At 58.5% G+C, this 16396-nt stretch carries 12 protein-coding genes and 4 pseudogenes; 5 read left to right on the top strand and 11 right to left on the bottom strand.

The genetic code is table 11. From position 1 onward, the window contains the following. Positions 1 to 161 precede the first annotated feature (161 nt). Positions 162 to 1541 carry a HAMP domain-containing sensor histidine kinase gene (locus ISN39_RS21350; protein ID WP_194730335.1) on the top strand — a complete coding sequence of 460 codons (1380 nt, stop codon included), beginning with the start codon at positions 162 to 164 and terminating at the stop codon, positions 1539 to 1541. Positions 1542 to 1730: 189 nt separating this feature from the next. Here the strand turns inward: ISN39_RS21350 and ISN39_RS36515 are convergent. From ISN39_RS36515 to ISN39_RS21335, 4 genes and pseudogenes are all read right to left on the bottom strand, one after another. Next, positions 1731 to 1845, bottom strand: a pseudogene (locus ISN39_RS36515) (peroxiredoxin); the annotation flags it as partial. A 54-nt stretch (positions 1846 to 1899) separates the two neighbouring features. Continuing rightward, complete coding sequence (locus ISN39_RS21345) at positions 1900 to 3219, bottom strand: HAMP domain-containing sensor histidine kinase (RefSeq protein WP_194730334.1); 1320 nt, start codon at positions 3217 to 3219, stop codon at positions 1900 to 1902. Next, positions 3216 to 3956 (bottom strand): response regulator, encoded by a 741-nt coding sequence (locus tag ISN39_RS21340; protein WP_194731856.1) that lies wholly within the window; start codon positions 3954 to 3956, stop codon positions 3216 to 3218. The genes ISN39_RS21345 and ISN39_RS21340 overlap by 4 nt, the downstream gene beginning before the upstream one ends. Positions 3957 to 4056: 100 nt before the next feature. Then, positions 4057 to 5100: an alpha/beta hydrolase gene (locus ISN39_RS21335; RefSeq protein ID WP_194730333.1), complete on the bottom strand. Its 1044-nt coding sequence runs from the start codon at positions 5098 to 5100 to the stop codon at positions 4057 to 4059. Between the two features lie 322 nt (positions 5101 to 5422). Here ISN39_RS21335 and ISN39_RS21330 point away from each other — a divergent pair, with 322 nt between their 5' ends. The 4 genes and pseudogenes from ISN39_RS21330 to ISN39_RS21315 all read left to right on the top strand — a co-directional run bounded on the left by ISN39_RS21330 (position 5423) and on the right by ISN39_RS21315 (position 10006). After that, the gene (locus tag ISN39_RS21330; RefSeq protein ID WP_194730332.1) at positions 5423 to 7198 is read left to right on the top strand and encodes a cytochrome c biogenesis protein DipZ; all 1776 of its coding nucleotides are present in this window, start codon (positions 5423 to 5425) and stop codon (positions 7196 to 7198) included. A 50-nt stretch (positions 7199 to 7248) separates the two neighbouring features. Next, complete coding sequence (locus ISN39_RS21325; RefSeq protein ID WP_194730331.1) at positions 7249 to 8016, top strand: alpha/beta hydrolase; 768 nt, start codon at positions 7249 to 7251, stop codon at positions 8014 to 8016. 60 nt (positions 8017 to 8076) lie between these two features. Next, a pseudogene (locus ISN39_RS21320) lies at positions 8077 to 8235 on the top strand (cupin domain-containing protein); the annotation flags it as partial. A 433-nt stretch (positions 8236 to 8668) separates the two neighbouring features. After that, positions 8669 to 10006, top strand: coding sequence for an epoxide hydrolase (locus tag ISN39_RS21315; protein WP_194730330.1), 1338 nt, complete (start codon positions 8669 to 8671; stop codon positions 10004 to 10006). A gap of 254 nt (positions 10007 to 10260) precedes the next feature. On the opposite strand, the pseudogene ISN39_RS37935 reads toward ISN39_RS21315, so the two are convergent. The 7 genes and pseudogenes from ISN39_RS37935 to hpaI form a co-directional block, all read right to left on the bottom strand. Beyond that, positions 10261 to 10374 (bottom strand): annotated as a pseudogene (locus ISN39_RS37935) (IS66 family insertion sequence element accessory protein TnpB); the annotation flags it as partial. 28 nt (positions 10375 to 10402) lie between these two features. Continuing rightward, the gene (locus ISN39_RS21310) at positions 10403 to 10636 is read right to left on the bottom strand and encodes a hypothetical protein (RefSeq protein WP_246763369.1); all 234 of its coding nucleotides are present in this window, start codon (positions 10634 to 10636) and stop codon (positions 10403 to 10405) included. A 111-nt stretch (positions 10637 to 10747) separates the two neighbouring features. Beyond that, on the bottom strand, positions 10748 to 11980 hold the full coding sequence (locus tag ISN39_RS21305; protein WP_194730329.1) for a cyclopropane-fatty-acyl-phospholipid synthase family protein: 1233 nt from the start codon (positions 11978 to 11980) through the stop codon (positions 10748 to 10750). A 395-nt stretch (positions 11981 to 12375) separates the two neighbouring features. Then, a complete protein-coding gene (locus tag ISN39_RS21300; protein WP_194730328.1) occupies positions 12376 to 13449 on the bottom strand; it encodes a histidine kinase dimerization/phosphoacceptor domain -containing protein in 1074 nt (357 codons plus the stop codon). Between the two features lie 937 nt (positions 13450 to 14386). Further along, positions 14387 to 14527 (bottom strand): annotated as a pseudogene (locus ISN39_RS21295) (IS630 family transposase); the annotation flags it as partial. Positions 14528 to 14857: 330 nt separating this feature from the next. Further along, the gene (locus tag ISN39_RS21290) at positions 14858 to 15589 is read right to left on the bottom strand and encodes a transporter substrate-binding domain-containing protein (protein WP_194730327.1); all 732 of its coding nucleotides are present in this window, start codon (positions 15587 to 15589) and stop codon (positions 14858 to 14860) included. Positions 15590 to 15624: 35 nt separating this feature from the next. Continuing rightward, positions 15625 to 16392, bottom strand: coding sequence for a 4-hydroxy-2-oxoheptanedioate aldolase (gene hpaI, locus ISN39_RS21285; protein WP_194730326.1), 768 nt, complete (start codon positions 16390 to 16392; stop codon positions 15625 to 15627). Between the last annotated feature and the right edge of the window lie 4 nt (positions 16393 to 16396).

Below are 16396 nucleotides of genomic sequence, written 5' to 3'. Positions count from 1 at the left end.
CTCCGCTCGATGAACGGTATGTAATAACAAATAAAAACATCTTTCCGGCTGAAATAGATACCGTTGCGACCGATATTTGATTCCGGTTTGCGGTGTCTGCCGACAGGCGAACGGTCAGCGGCGAGCCCTAGCGGCTGTTGCCGTACCCATGAGAAGGATTGATGATGCTGGTGCGATTTTTTGCGGGTTCCATCCACCGACAGATTGCTCTGCTTGCTGTCATGCCAGTGGCCCTGTTTGCAATCCTCGGCATCATTAGTGAACACCTGACGATCAAGGAGCCTGAGAGCGTTTCACAGGCGCGCTCCGTTGCCATGCGCATCGAGCTCGTCGTCGACATGATCCGATCTGCCGAGACAGCGGATCAAGAGGCGACCATCCTCGGCGCTGTGACAAGGACCGGGCTTCAGGTCGAAGAAGTATCCGCAACGGAACTCCAGCGCGCCGAACAGCCGACGGAAATGGGCGACTTTCGTTCCGAGATTAAAAACAACCTGTCGCGGCCAGATGTCAACGTCAAGCTTAGCGCTGGAACCGTGGCCGGTCACCTGCAGCAGGTGCTGGTCGTTGGCATCGATCAGGACCGCGCTTTGGCTTTTGCACCGCCGTCCGCCCTGCCTGACTCCCCTATTACAGATCGTGAAATCAGCGATTTCCTCGCGACCATGGCCATGTTCGTGCCGGTCATCCTGTTGTCCCTCTATGGAAGCCGCATGATCGCCTCGCCGCTTCAACGATTTTCCCAAGCAGCGCGGGATCTTGATCCGGACAAGGGGTCCGAGCGCCCCTTCGAGGAAACGGGTCCTCCAGAAATACGGACGCTTGCGAAGTCGCTAAACGATATGCGGAGCCGGGTCCGTGGGATGATCGAAGCACGCACGCGCATGTTGCGCGCTATCAGTCACGATCTGAGAACGCCTTTGACGCGTCTACGCCTCAGAGCCGAGCGCTCAAATGAGCCCTCGCTGCGCAACGCCTTGCTGGCAGACATTGACGCCCTGACGCTGATGGTCGAGGAGACATTGGTTTACCTGAGAAAAGACACATCGAAAGAAACCCATCTCAGGGTTGACCTGCCGAGCCTCATCAACACGGCTTGCAATGATTTTGCTGATATGGGCTACTCGGTGATCTACCGTGGACCTGATCGCTTCGCCTACCCCTGCAGACCCCATGCGCTCAAGCGCGCTATCGCCAATCTCATCGACAACGGCACCAAGTTTGCCCGGCACGTGAATGTCGAACTTCATGTCAAACCGGATGGGGCGATCAGCATCGGCGTCAGCGACGACGGACCCGGCATTCCCCCCGAGTTCCATACTGACGTCCTGGAACCGTTTTACAAGTTGGATTCTGCGCGCAACGACCGGGGCGGATTCGGTTTGGGTCTATCCATCGTAAACGACATCGTTGGAAGCCATTTTGGAACGCTTAGGCTCGAGAATGTCACGCCAACGGGTTTCATTGCCGAAATCAACTTGCCGTCAGCCGATTCCATCGAGACGATCCGACAAGCAGAAGCGGCTTCCGTGGCGCCATGACTATCGGAGCTGGCGTGCAAGTCATCCTGCGCCCCGTTAGGCACGCCAATCCTTGAAGACCAACGGCTGTGGCCAGCGCGGCCATGGGGGATGGTTCCGGCGAGAGCACGTCATAGACGCAAGGCGCTGCCAAAACCGCGAGCGCCAGCATGCCAACGATCAGGCGTTACATTTGGATTTGCGAGACGCTCAGGCAAGCTTCAACTCGACCGCGATATTCCCCCGTGTCGCCTTGGAAATAGGGGCAGGTCTGGTGGGCTTCGTCGATCAGCGCGCTCGCAAGTTCCGGATTAAGCCCCGGAAGTCCGCGTGCGGGGCTACTTTTTCATACAAAATGCACAACAAAACCGGGCATTCTTCAGGGCAGCGATATCTCTGCGGCGAGGCCTCCGCCGGGGCGGTTGTAGATCCTCACTGCGCCGCCAACCGAGACGGCAAGCTGCTGAGCGATGGCCAATCCAAGCCCTGTACCCCCGGTGGCGCGGTTGCGCGAAGTCTCAAGCCTGTAGAACGGTTGCATGGCGGCCTCCAGCTTGCCGTCCGGAATACCTGGCCCACGGTCGGTGACCGTAATGATGGTACTTCCATCGCCCTTCCGTTCGACGCTGATCTCGGCAGCACCCGCAAACTTGAGGGCGTTGTCGATGAAGTTGGTCAGGATACGCCGCAACGCGTGCGGTTTCGTCACGGCCGTGCCGTGAACGATGCCGGCAACGGTGACCGCCTTTCCAGTATCCTGGTAGTCGTAGGCGATGCTGTCGATAAAGGAAGACAGATCAATGCGAGATGTCGTTTCGCCGTTGCCGTGAGAGCTGCGCGCATAGGCAATTCCGTCCTGAACCAACCGCTCGATCTCCCGCAGGTCGCTGACCAGCTTGTCCTTTTCGGGGGTATCGTCCGCCAAGTCGGCCCGCAGGCGCATGCGCGTGATCGGCGTCTGCAGGTCATGCGAGATCGCCGCGAGAATCTGCACGCGTTCTTCCAGGTAATGGGCGATACGGTCGCGCATGGCGTTGAAGGCGCGCGCCGCATTGGCGACTTCGCTCGGCCCGCTCTCGCTCAATGGGGACCCCTTCTTGTTGGGATCGAGTGCATCGGCGGCGGCCGCGAGATCGCCAAGCGGGCGAACTGCCTGGCGCACCGCAAACCAGGTGCAGAGGATCAGCAGCACCATCTGGGCGGCAAAGACATATGGCAGCCATTCGGCCAACGGCATGACGCCGCGCGGCGTCACGTCAATGGTGAGCGGTGCACCGTCTGAAAGCGTCAGATGTCCCTGCAGCCGCTTGCCGTCACCTGGAATGGCTTCGACGCGGAGCGGAAACCTGTTGCCTGCCGCCTCCTCTATCCGTTTTGCAATTTCCGCTCCGCGGCCCGACATGTCCGGCACACCGGGAAGACCCGGCCCAAGAACAAGGCGATAGTTGCCACGGCTCAGGCGGTCCAGCCATTCGGCCCGCTCGCTGGCGGGCAGTCGGTCGATCACGGCGATCGACGTCGCTAGATCGCTTTCCAGCGTACCAAGCATGACGGCCTTGGCCGACATGTAGCGCTCGGCAAAAAGGATGCTGAACGAGAGGCTATAGGCGATCGCCAGTCCGGCAAATAGGATGAGGAAGAGGCGCGAGCGTAGCGTGCTTGGCCACCAGCCGAACCGGAAATTGCCCTCCTCACTCATGTCCTGGGCACCGAAATCTCGACTGGTACGGAGAACACATAGCCTTCAGCCCGCACCGTCTTGATGTAAGTCGGCTCGCGTGCGTCGTCGCCGAGCCGCTGGCGCAGACGGCTGACCAGAAGGTCGATCGATCGGTCGAAGAGCTCGGCATCGCGGCCCTGCGTCAGGTTCAGGATCTGATCTCGGTTGAGCACGCGTTGGGGATGATCGATGAAGACCCGCAACAACCGGTATTCGGCACCACTTAGCGCGATCTCCGTGCCGTCCCTGTCAAGAAGATGCCGGCCAACCGTGTCGAGCCGCCACTCGCCAAAAGTCAGCAGCTGTCCTGCCTCGCTGATCTGAAGGTTGGGCGGCAACATTCGCGTGCGCCGCAGCACCGCCTTGATGCGGGCAAGAAGCTCGCGCGCCGCGAAAGGCTTCGGAAGATAGTCGTCGGCCCCCATTTCAAGCCCGATGATCCGGTCCATCTCGTCGTCGCGCGCCGTCAACATGACGACCGGCGTCGCCTTGTGCTTGCCGGCGCGCAGTTCCCGGCAAAGGACCAGCCCGTCATCGCCCGGCATCATCACGTCGAGCACGATCAGGTCGACCGTGCTGGTCTCGAGGAACCTGCGCATCTGCCGGCCGTCGGCGGCAACCGTCGTGCGAAGACCGTTCTTCTTCAGATAGCTCGATACCAGTTCGCGAATTTCACGATCATCATCGACAATCAGGATGTGGTCGACATGCTCCATCTTTTGTCTTTCAAACAATATCGGTTGTCTGCTATGCAGCCGTTATTTGTCCGTGTCGGCAGCCGCGAGTAAAGGAGTTTTTTCGCGGCAGCCTGACCAGTCAGGGTTTGGCGACATCAAGGATGGCTTGGGCGAACGCCTGCGGCGCTTCCTGCGGCAGATTATGCCCGACACCGCCCGTTACATTTCGATGCTCGTATTTTCCGGAGAACCTCTTCGCATAGGAGGATGGTTCCGGATGCGGCGCGGCGTTGGCATCGCCTTCCATGGTAATCGTCGGGATCGTGATCATCGGCCCCATCGCCAGCTGCTTCTCGTAGGCATCGTATTTCGGCTCGCCTTCTACGAGACCGAGCCGCCAGCGATAGTTATGGACGGTAATTTCCACATGGTCTGGATTGTCGAACGCGCCTGCCGAACGGTTGAAGGTCTCGTCGTCGAAGGCCCAGGTTGGCGAGGCCGTCTGCCAGATCAGCTTTGCAAACTCGTGCGTGTTGGCGGCATAGCCGAGCCGGCCGCGCTCGGTGGCGAAGTAGAACTGGTACCACCAGGACAGCTCCGCCTTCGGCGGCAAAGGCTTCTTGTTGATTTCCTGGCTGCCGATGAGATAGCCACTGACGGAAACCATTGCCTCGCAGCGTTCCGGCCAGAGAGCCGCCATGATGTTCACGGTGCGCGCACCCCAGTCATATCCGCCGAGGATCGCCTTTTCGATGCCGAGTGCGTCCATCAAGGCGATCATGTCGGTCGCCAGTGCCGCCTGCTGGCCGTTTCGCGGTGTCTCCTGCGAAAGGAAGCGCGTCGTGCCATAACCGCGCAGATAGGGAATGATGACGCGGTAGCCTGCATCGGCCAGGATCGGTGCGACATCGACATAGCTGTAGATGTCGTAGGGCCAGCCGTGAACAAGCAGGACGACGGGACCATCTGCCGGACCGGCTTCTGCATATCCGACATCGAGCACACCTGCCTTAATCTGCTTCAGCGCTCCGAATGAAGTATGCCTTCCTGGCTTGACCGCTGCTAAGGATACCGCGGACGACTGAGCGTTTGCGATCGCGGTCATGCCGAATTCGGCGGCGGCCACGGCCATGGCGGCGACACCAAAGAAGCGGCGGCGCTGGTGGTTGAATTCAGGGGACATCGTTCTCTCCATCTCGATTGATCGTGACCTGAAGAGAGCCGGCCGCATGTATCCCCAACGTGTCCCGCAAAGCCCGCAATCGAATGCAGATGTAGCATCCGGCCGCCTTGATACGTTCTGATACAATCTGCCCTGCGTCTCGAACCCGGGCCGCCGACGATTTGTGTCACTCTGTAGTCGCCCGGCGGTTCCCTACACTGCGGTACATTTCTTATGGAAGCCGGACACATCCGGGATACGTCGCGCCGACCAGATTGGCCCCGTTGCTGGTCGTGCCCCATCGCCGTCCAGAACCCGACCAACCGGTTTCAAGGAAACGACGATGACACTTCTCATCATTGCCTATCTCGGAGGAGCGCTAACCATACTCAGCCCGTGCATCCTTCCCATTCTCCCCTTCGTCTTTGCCCGCGCAGGACAGCCCTTTATCCGAAGCACGCTGCCCATGCTGATCGGCATGAGTGGTACTTTCGCACTTGTCGCGACGCTTGCAGCGGTCGGCGGAAGTTGGGCGATCCATGCCAATGAATACGGGCGTTTCGCCGCAATTCTGATACTTGCGGTCTTCGGGGTAAGCCTTCTTTCGCCACGCGTTGCAAGCGTCATCACCCTGCCGGTCGTCGACTTCGGCAACAGGCTGCTGAACGCGTCGGGCAAACCCGGCTCCGTACCGACTCCCGCAAGCTCCTTCATCCTCGGCATTGCGACCGGTCTGCTCTGGGCACCCTGCGCTGGGCCGATCCTTGGCCTCCTGCTGACGGGTGCGGCATTGCAAGGCGCCAATCTCCAGACGACTTTCCTGCTCGTCGGCTATGCCGCTGGTGCCGCGACATCGCTTGCCATTGCCCTTCTTGTCGGGGGCAAGATCTTTGCCGGCATGAAGCGGTCGCTCGGCGTAAGCGAGCGTATTCGTCAGGTGCTGGGTGCCGCGGTTCTGGCCGGCGTTGCCGTCATTGCGCTCGGTCTCGATACCGGCCTCCTGGCACGGCTTTCCTATGCCAGCACAGCCGCCTTCGAACAGACCGTGCTTGACCAACTGCACGAGAGGCCTGCGGCGAACTCGTCCTCAGAAGCTGCCGATCGTGGCGCGACGGCTGCCCTCGCTGACAGGAATCAACCGTTTCGCAGCAGCCTGCCTATCGAAGGTGGTTCGCCGTCTTTAAATGGCGCCGTCGAGTGGTTGAACTCGCCGCCGCTGACGACTGAACAGCTGCGCGGCAAGGTCGTCCTCGTCGATTTCTGGACCTACTCGTGCATCAACTGCATTCGCACCGTGCCTTACGTCCGTGCCTGGTCGGAAAAATATAAGGATCAGGGCCTGGTCGTGATCGGCGTGCACGCCCCCGAATTCGCTTTCGAGAAAAAGATCGATAACGTCAAAAAGGCGGTCGAGGATTTTAAGATCGGCTATCCGGTTGCGATCGACAACGACTACAAGATCTGGCGCGCCTTCGAGAACAGCTACTGGCCGGCGCATTATCTGATCGATGCAAAGGGCAATATCCGCTACCACCACTTCGGCGAAGGCAACTACCGCCAGACCGAGCAGGCGATCCAGGACCTTCTGCGCGAAGCCGGCAGCGAGATGCCCTCGACTGCGCCAGTGACGCCGGACGCCAAAGGAGCCGAGGCCAGCCCGGACCTCAAGAACGTCCGTTCGGGCGAAACCTATCTCGGATACAAACGCGCCACCAGCTTCGCCTCTCCGGAAAACCTCCGTGCCGGCGCCGCCAACGCCTATTCTATCGACGAACCGGGCCTGAATGAATGGGGCCTCTCCGGAACCTGGACGGTTGGCGCTGAGCAGGCCGTCCTGAACCAGCCGGATGGTAGCATCGTCTACCGATTCAGCGCCCGCGACCTGCATCTGGTTCTCGGACCCGGTGCTGCCGGCAAGCCAGTCCGCTTCCAGGTGACGATCGACGGCAAGGCTCCCGGACCCAACCATGGCGCAGATACTAACGCCGACGGCCAGGGCACGGTGATGTCCACCAAGCTCTACCAACTCGTCCGCCAGTCCGGCGACGTGGAGGAACGGACGTTCGAAATCCGTTTCCTCGATCCAGGCGTCGAAGCCTACGCCTTCACCTTCGGCTGAAAGTTCATCTCCCCTACCAAAACCACCCCCAACAGACAGGAGTCAAACCCATGAACCGCCATTACATCTCGACCCTAGCACTCGCCTTCGCCACGAGCGTGATTGCCTTCGCGGCACAGGCCGCCGACGTGAAAAACATCGTTATCGTCCATGGTGCGCTCGCCGATGGTTCGGGCTGGCGCAAGGCATCTGATATCCTCGTCGAGCGAGGCTTCAATGTCACGATTGTACAGGAGCCGATCACGTCGCTTGCCGACGATATCGCCGCAACCAATCGGGTGCTCGACCTGCAGGACGGCCCAACGCTTCTCGTCGGTCACAGCTATGGCGGCATGGTGATCACCGAAGCTGGCCACAGTCCCATTGTCGCTGGTCTCGTGTATGTCGCGGCCTTCCAGCCGGACAGTGGCGAAAGCCTCCTCAGCCTTGCAAGCTCCAAGCCGGCCGGCGGCATGAATATTCGCGAAACGAAGGATGGCAAATATCTCTATCTCGACCCCGCCGCGTTCGCGAACGACTTCGCCGCGGACCTGCCGAAAGACGACGCAGCGTTTCTGGCGAGATCGCAGGTCTACGCCTCGAAGGAAGCTTTTTCCGCCAAGATCGGGGATCCCGCTTGGAAGACAAAGCAGAGCTGGTCAATTGTTGCTTCCGAAGACCGCTCAATCAATCCTGAACTGGAACGCGAAATGGCTAAGCGCGCGGGCAGCGTGGTGACCGAGATCAAGGCAAGCCACGCCGTGTTCGCGTCGCAGGCCGAGAAGGTTGCCGACGTCATCGAAACAGCGGCGCGGCAAGCTGGTGCAAAGAGCAAGTAGGCGCATCCCCTAGTGCCGCACCCGCGATCACCTCCACAAGTATCCTGAAAGGACACAGTCATGAACGGTCGCGAGCCGGTCACCCTTTCCGCAGGTCAATCACTCTTCATTCCGACAGGCGTTGCTCATTCGGCGCAAAATGTAGGCACTGTCAAAGCCTCGGAGCTTGCCGCCTATATCGTCCAGAGAGGCCAGACCCTGGTCGTGCCGTCAGAATAACGACTAATCCGGCAAGATGCGCAAGGAGCGGTGGCGCTGCCTGCGCATGTCGGCACTATCCAAGACACGACAGCTATCGCCGCTCGGCATTGCCAGAACACATTTCGCCAAAAATTACGTCTGGAACGACAGGACAAGATTTGCCTCAGCGATGCCGTATCGCTCTTAACCCGCTTCGCGAGCACATTCGATCAAGCAAACAAGTCGATCCTTGCCCTACAGTCGCGTGATCCGGATCCCCGGCAGAACCGCAGTGTTCACCATACTGTCAAGAACCTGATACAAAAAGGCTTTTACGACCGATGCGTGGAGCGGGCTCACGATCGCGATGCTACGCTCTGATACACTTCCGGCAATTTTCAGAACATGCTGGATACGTCCGCCCTCTAGCCTGCTCTCCGTCACCAACAGGCAAAACAACGGAGAGTATCTTATGACTAGAACTGAAATCGCCTCTATTCGGGTGCATTTCGCTGGCCGCCTGATCGCAGTTGCGGTTGGCTCCCTCATGCTCGTTCCTGCGGGATACGTCCTGCCGGCGATCGCCGCCGATGCCATTTCGGCCACGTCAGCAAAAAGCACCAGCTCGGATGAGAGTATCCGTCCGTTCCATATTTACGTCCCCCAATCCCAACTCGATGATTTACGCAAGCGCATTTCCGAGACACGCTGGCCGGACAAGGAAACCGTCGATGATTCCTCACAAGGCATTCAACTGGCGCAAGTTCAGGAACTGGTTCGCTATTGGGGCACTGAGTACAACTGGCGTAAAGCCGAGGCGCAGCTTAATTCATTGCCGGAATTCATCACAACGATCGATGGGGTCGAGATCCAGTTCATCCATGTTCGCTCCCGTCACCCCAACGCCCTGCCCATGGTTCTCACTCACGGCTGGCCGGGTTCAACATTCGAGTTCATTAAGTCCATCGGCCCTCTTACCGATCCCACAGCTTACGGCGGCCGCGCCGAGGATGCATTTGATGTTGTCATCCCTTCCATCCCCGGCTACGGCTTTTCTGGGAAGCCGACGGATTTGGGCTGGGGTCCTGATCGCACTGCACGGGCTTGGGACACCCTCATGAAAAGGCTCGGATATGAGCATTACGTTTCCCAGGGTGGGGATCATGGCTCGGTAGTATCCGATGCGCTGGCTCGCCAGGCACCAAAGGGTTTGCGTGCAGTCCATCTCAATATGCCCGCGACGGTTCCAGGCGAACTGATTAGAGCGATCAATAGCGGCGACCCCGCTCCGTCTGACCTGGAGGCACCAGAACGCGAGGCCTTCCAGTCGCTCAGCACATTTTTTGGACGCAATGCCGCGTACGGTGCGATGATGGTGACCCGCCCGCAGACCATTGGCTACTCGCTGTCAGACTCGCCCGCGGGTCTTGCCGCATGGATGTATGAAAAAATTGCCCAGTGGAGCGACAGTGATGGCGTCCCTGAGCGTGTCCTGTCCAAGGACGAGATGCTCGATGACATCACTTTGTACTGGCTGACGAACACCGGAGCGTCATCCTCTCGTTTCTATTGGGAAAACAACAACAACAACTTCAGCGCCGATGCGCAGAAGACCAAAGAAATCAAGATACCGGTCGCCATTTCTGTTTTTCCTAAGGAAATCTACAAAGCACCTGAGAGCTGGAGCAAGCAAGCGTATCCGACTTTGTACTACTATAATCAGGTAGCGAAAGGTGGACACTTCGCTGCGTGGGAGCAGCCCCGGCTCTTTGCCGAAGAGTTGCGTGCAGCGTTCAAGTCTGTCCGATAATATCAGCTAACACGTAGTAATCGCGGCCCCCCTCATTTCGGGCCGCGAACATGTATACAGCTCATTCAGATTCTTGAGCTGCCGCGCCGCCTCAACCATTGCGCTGTTTATCGCATTCGCTGGGGTCGATGAATCCTCCGGTCTAGGAGCGGTAATCGAACTTCGACGGGAACAATCTTCGACGGCAGCAACCGGTGATCACGGACAGAAGTGGTCGTTTTGCCTGAGCCATTTGGCCTCGCGACAGCGACCGGTCGCTGGTGCCGACCGGCGATCACCTCAATCCGACGATATTTTCCCTCATGCCTGGCTTCATGCATGCCTTCATCCATGGCTTCAAGCATGGCATCAGCGCGATCTCCAACCATCCCGTTCCACTCCTGTCTATGAAGGAGCTTATCCCGCGGCCTCGATCACAAAAGGAAAGGTGGGGCGTTCGTCGCGCTCGCGGATGATCTCCATGTGAAAGTTCGTGGCGCGCGACAGCCCGCCACTGAGATGGCTGGCTACCAACGCGCCGGATGTGAGTTTGCCAGCGAACGCGATCTGGTCGGCGACGTCGAAGGGAACTACCTCCCGGCTCTCCATCATCCTGATCGTGGGGCGGCCAACGATCGACTGCGGCAGCAAAATCGTGACCAGGTGCCGGTCTGTGTGTGCACGCCGGCGCGCAGATTTGCTTCTGTTTAGCGCTCGGGCTACCGGCGATCTCAGGTCCACGTGCTTGTTGGTGGTGCTACCTCATTCCGCAGCCCGTACACCAGAGTTTGCCATCATCCTATGGGCCTGCTCCCAGTTCACCATGTAGTCACGGGTGAACGGGACGGCGTCTGCCCGCTTGGCAAGCTGAATCTGAAACACCATCATCGAGCGAAAGCGAAAGCCGATCTCGCACAGAACGAGATAGAATTCCCACATGCGACAGAACCGTTCATCATAGAGCGCCGCAATGCGCTGACGGTTAGTCATGAAGCGCTCACGCCAGTGGCGGAGGGTATCCGCATAGTGCAGGCGCAGGATTTCGACGTCAGTGACAATTAGACCCGCACGCTCTACGGACGCGAAGACCTCGGAAAGAGACGGAATATCCGCTCCTGGGAAAATGTACTTGCGAATGAACGGATTGATCGGAGCAGGCGCATTGGAATATCCGATCGAATGCAGCAACGCGACGCCGTCGGGGGTCAGGAAATCGCCGAGCCTGGCAAAGAACTCGTCGTAATTCCTCTTGCCTACATGCTCGAACATGCCGACCGAAACCACCCGATCATATTGACCAAGTTCCTCACGATAATCACGGAGACAAAAACGTGCGCGATCAGCGAGGCCCGCAGCCGTAGCGCGCCCCTCCGATACCTTGTGCTGCTCGACGCTCAAGGTCAGGCCGGTGACGTCAGCTCCGGTCTCCTTGGCTAAGTACAAACCGAGGCCGCCCCAGCCGGAGCCGATATCGAGTATCTTAAGGTCCGGTTGGTCGAGGAGCAGCTTTGAGGCGATGTGGCGTTTTTTATGCTCCTGCGCCGCCTCCAGATCATCGTCCGCGCTCGTGAAGTAGGCGCAGGAATATTGGCGGTCCTTATCGAGGAAGAGATCGTAGAGCTGGCCGGACAGGTCATAATGATGGGCGACGTTGCGCCGTGCGCGATCGATCGGATTGCATTGCTTTAGCCGACGCATGATGCGGGACAACAGCGAGAACCAAGCCATCTGCTCGAAGTTGCGGTAGTTTTTGGCAGCGATTTCGAGAAAGTCGAAAAGGGTTCCCTCCTCGATGGTCAGCAAGCCATCCGTGTAGGCTTGCCCTATCGACAATTCGGGGTTCAGGGCCAACGTATAGTCAAGATGGCGAGCGCCAAGCCGGATCGTACAGTGAGGTGCGGTGCCGTCTCCATACTCGTGAACCTTGCCCGCCCCATCGATCAACCGAACACTGCCGGTCCGGACAATTGATTTTAGGATTGCAGGAAACAGCATGCGGCAAGTCCTCAGCTCTGATCGCCGATCGAATGCCTTTGGCGCACTTCTCGCAATGATCGAACACCCTTGCGACGAGCGACAATGCGCCGAAAGATCCGTTGACTTCGATAAAACGTTGCGGATCCTCTCAAAAGACTGCGATTTTCAACTCTCGCCGGTCGTGTGGAACTATAACCACTGTAGCCATGGCTGTCGAGATTCCCGGAAAGGAGGTCATGGCCAGATCACTCCATTTCGACAATCAGGTCAGGAGACAAAGTAACCCAGATCCTATCTGGGGAGCCCGACCCGGATCGCTGACCGGGCGGGAACGGGTCACATCTAGCATGCGTTCCGTTCATCGGCACCCGGCGTTTGATCAAGTGAGCGGCGCCCGGATCACGGAAAAAAGTTCACACCCCGCGTTGCAATTGCGACATGAAGGTCGCTCGCGTAACCGACACACTCGTGCCGGAGGGACTGCTGACCATGTCCACTCGAGCGTCGAGCTGTTTCGCAAGAGCCTGGACAATCGCCGTCCCCAGGCCGCCACTTGTTTCGGCTGCACCATCGGCTTGCTTTCCTACGCCATTGTCGGAAACGATCAGCTTCCAATCCGGCCCCCTGATCTCATAGGTAACGAGGATCACGGCGTCCGATTTGACGACAGGGAAGGCGTATTTTATCGCATTGATCACGAGCTCGGTGACGATCAGGCCCAGGCCGACGGCCTTGTCGGACCCGATCCTTCCTTCGTCCGCTATCACATTGATCGCAATTGGCTGGCTTTCGCCGATCATCGAGGAGGCTAGGCTGCCGCAAAGCTTCGCCAGGTAGGACCCGACCTCGATCTGGTCAATGCCGGATACGTGGAGGTGCCTTTGCACCTCGGCGACCGACATTACGCGCTGGTGGGCATCCCGCAAGTCACGGCGTGTTTCCTCGGACGTGACCGCCCGCGCTTTCAACAGCAATATGCTGGCGATGATCTGGAGACTATTGGCAACGCGGTGCTGCATTTCCTGCAGCAGGATTTCCTTCTGATGTAGCAACTGCTCTGTCTGCTTAAGGAGCTCTTCCTTTTCGCACTCGATCTTGCGGCGCTCCGTGACATCGGTGAACGCCAGGAGGATCGTCGAGCGGGAGCTATCCCCCCCGTAGGTGACCTGTCGGGCGTTCAGCAGCATGATCCGGTGGCCGAGTTCGGGAAAGTCATACGCAACCTCAAAGCCCTCCATAGAGGCCTGTTCGGGAATGATCGTCTCCAGGAAAACGCGCAGGGCGGGAATGTCCCATTGGCCGTCACCGAGCGCGTAAAGCAGACGCCCTCTTGTATCTTCGGGATCCGATTTGAACGTCTCATGAAAAGAGCGGCTGGCAGCCAGTACACAAAACTGGTCGTCGAGCACAATAAAGGGCTCTGGAATGGTATTCACAATCGCTTGCGCCAGTGTCTGCGCGTCTTCAATGTTCTGAAAGTCGATCATGGCTTGTTCGCAATGAAGGTTCTAGTTTCAACGTATAGTATACTCCTCCTCGCCAAATGTCGCCGCCTAGCTAGGCTGGACTATGGGCCGGTGCTTCCGAGATTCTAGCAGAATTGTGCGCTGCGAGTTTGTCCTATCGAGTCCACACCCCGACATTTTGTTGAAGAACATTCGATCAGGCTTGAAGCGATGGATGCCGTCCGTTTTTAATCCCTGCGTCAAATCCAATTGATTTCAGTTGGTCCGTTGCCGGACAAAGTGACCAATCCTGAATGACGGCATGGCTTAAAGTGGGGCCAGGGGGCTCGGTGGCGCTATGGCTTTTATTATCCTGCGAGCCGTTTGGTAGAATAACTTCGTCGCAGCGTGGAGCATGATCCCCTACGGCTCTTCCGTAGTGGATCAGCGGACAGCACTTCACCCCCTCCCGCCTCCGGCACTCGGATCCAACAATCGCAGGATAAGTGCCATTAATGGCGGTGGCTCCGGAATAGGGAGGCCGTTGCGGCGTTTTTTTGAGGGCGCGGAGTGGCTTACCGATGGCCACAGTTTGCCAGTAACTTCATATCGGGGAGTCAAGTCTCCGCGGCGTCGTTAATACCAGCGTCCTCGGCCGTACCAGCCGCCGCCAAGCAGAACAACGATCAGAACTATGATGAGAAGCGTGGTGATATCCATATACGTCTCCTAGGAGTGTCTAGCACGGTGCATTTACTCGTAACTACACTCCGACGTCATTCAACGTTTAGCGCTTGGTTATGTTCCATTTGACCGACGCGATTGCCGCTGACGTGATCATTCTCCTGGACACAACAAAATCACGAACGCAGCCCGTTGTGATCGCTCCCGCACAATGGTGCGGAACGTAAGTCGGGGCAGCAAGATTGGTGATCTAGAGCGCATCCACCGTAGTCGGGGTCATATCCGCAGCAGCCAATTAATTCGCGCATTCCTGCGGCTCGAAGAGCTTGATGATGTCGCCGACAGAGAGCGTCGACGGATCGCTCAGCTTTGGCCCGAAGAAGCGCCTTGAGCTTAGAGCAGGCGTCTCGATTGGGTTGAAGTCAGAACTATAGGGGGTGGGGCCCATTCCACTCGCGTTATGTACTTGCGATAGAGAGTGCCGGATGTTTTTGAGCTCCTCAGCTGCTTGTGAGGCGTAGTCGCGTGTCGAGGGAATGCGAAGAAGCTGGTCGTAGTTAAGGGTAAGAGCGGAAAGATCAAACGCTAAGAATCTCTTCGGCAGGTTTGCCGCCGATATGGCTCCGGAGACGGTGGACAGCAGCTATCGGCCGCGCAGTCCTTCGCCTTGAACGGATACGAACTGGCGACACACCCATTGACTCATACAAGACGCTGAGCTGCGGTAAACCGTAGACTTTGAGGCGTAAGACTATTTATGGCATTGCTACTCCCTTGCCAAAGCAACACCATTGCTTTGTGCATCGCGAACGACATTTTTCGAAAAGCCTTGTTGAAGAGCCTCCTCGACAAATTCGCGCACCAAACGACCTGCGGCATGGCGGGAACAACTAACAGCGATCGTTTGCCTGATAATCAGGAACGGTTCCGCTAAGACGCGGAAACCTTTGCGCTCGCCCGCAAAGCGTTCAAGCGCCTGCCGCACACCCGCTGCGGCGTGGTGTCTGCCTTCGACAAGCATTTCAAGGGCTTCCCCCGGCGTAGACGAATGAACGATTTTGGCATGCGCGAGACGCCGGGACAAATAGAGGTCATAGGCAGCGTTTCGGGTGACGCAAATTTCCACGCCCTCCGCGTCGACGTCCTGAAACGTGCGATACGGTGTTGCCTCTCGAACCACAAGCGTACCCTCGATCAGCGCATAGGCAGGCGAAAACAGCAGCCTGTCTTCGCGCGCCGGGTCGGCGGCCAGGAAGGCGATGTCCCACTCGTTCTGATCGACCCGGTCCAGGATACTGGCTGCCGAAGGGTAGGCGACGAATTCGACGCGACAGCCAAGGCGCTCTGCAAACTCTCTAGCGAGTTGTGGGCTGACACCTTCAAAGGCTCCTGTCTTCGGATCGAGCCGCACCAAAGCGATATTGGCGAGGTTAACCGCCGCCCGCAGATAGCCTTGCGGGATCAGTGCGCTGAGCGAAGCTGCGATATCGTCGGTCATATCTCGATCTCCTGCCGGACAGCGCAATCTTGCGGTCACCGTTGCCTGAATTTCGCTGCCAGCGCCTCGGTTCCGCGTGCGAGAAGGCCAGCGTCAACACCGACCGCGGTAAAAGTGGTACCAAGTTCGATGCAGCGGGCAGCAAAGGCTGTGTCCGGCGTCAGGATGCCTGCGGGTTTACCGAGACCTGCAAGGCGGCGGATCGCATCCTCGACGGCAGCCACGACCTCAGGATGGCCGAGCTCCCCCGGATATCCAAGGCTGGCGGCAAGATCCGCCGGGCCGATGAAGACACCATCGACACCATCAACCTGTGCGATGGCCTCTAACGCCTCCACTGCCGCACGGGTTTCCAACTGCACCAGCAGGCACAGCTCCTCCTCTGCCCGCTTAGCGTAGCCGGTGACCCGCCCAAAGCGCGTCGCCCGCGTCAGCCCCGACACACCGCGGATACCGGCAGGTGGGTAGCGCATGGCGGAAGCCGCAGCTTCGGCTTCTTCCCGGTTCTGCACATAGGGAATGAGCAGTGTCTGCGCACCGATGTCGAGATAGCGCTTGATCAGCACCGCATCGTTGCTGGCAGGGCGCACGATGGGCGAGACGTCGTAGGCCGCAACTGCCTGCAACTGCGGCAAGACCGTCAGGACGTCGCCCGGCGAGTGCTCGGTGTCGAACAGCAGCCAGTCGAACCCGGAGGGCGCGACGATTTCGGCGGCATAGCTACCCGGGAGGCTGCACCAGAGACCGATCTGCTGCCTTTTCTCGGCCAGTGCACGCTTGAAGCGGTTTTTCGGAAGATTCATGACA

The sequence above is a fragment of the Rhizobium sp. 007 genome (genome assembly GCF_015353075.1).
Lineage (GTDB): Bacteria > Pseudomonadota > Alphaproteobacteria > Rhizobiales > Rhizobiaceae > Rhizobium.
Note: the sequence above shows the minus strand (reverse complement) of the source record. Positions and strands in the feature narration are given on the sequence as shown.

Bases quoted from the DNA above. Each gene is read 5' to 3' on its own strand.
- ISN39_RS21350 (WP_194730335.1), top strand. From the start codon at position 162: ATGATGCTGGTGCGATTTTTTGCGGGTTCCATCCACCGACAGATTGCT.
- ISN39_RS21345 (WP_194730334.1), bottom strand. From the start codon at position 3,219: ATGAGTGAGGAGGGCAATTTCCGGTTCGGCTGGTGGCCAAGCACGCTA.
- ISN39_RS21340 (WP_194731856.1), bottom strand. From the start codon at position 3,956: ATGGAGCATGTCGACCACATCCTGATTGTCGATGATGATCGTGAAATT.
- ISN39_RS21335 (WP_194730333.1), bottom strand. From the start codon at position 5,100: ATGTCCCCTGAATTCAACCACCAGCGCCGCCGCTTCTTTGGTGTCGCC.
- ISN39_RS21330 (WP_194730332.1), top strand. From the start codon at position 5,423: ATGACACTTCTCATCATTGCCTATCTCGGAGGAGCGCTAACCATACTC.
- ISN39_RS21325 (WP_194730331.1), top strand. From the start codon at position 7,249: ATGAACCGCCATTACATCTCGACCCTAGCACTCGCCTTCGCCACGAGC.
- ISN39_RS21315 (WP_194730330.1), top strand. From the start codon at position 8,669: ATGACTAGAACTGAAATCGCCTCTATTCGGGTGCATTTCGCTGGCCGC.
- ISN39_RS21305 (WP_194730329.1), bottom strand. From the start codon at position 11,980: ATGCTGTTTCCTGCAATCCTAAAATCAATTGTCCGGACCGGCAGTGTT.
- ISN39_RS21300 (WP_194730328.1), bottom strand. From the start codon at position 13,449: ATGATCGACTTTCAGAACATTGAAGACGCGCAGACACTGGCGCAAGCG.
- ISN39_RS21290 (WP_194730327.1), bottom strand. From the start codon at position 15,589: ATGACCGACGATATCGCAGCTTCGCTCAGCGCACTGATCCCGCAAGGC.
- hpaI (WP_194730326.1), bottom strand. From the start codon at position 16,392: ATGAATCTTCCGAAAAACCGCTTCAAGCGTGCACTGGCCGAGAAAAGG.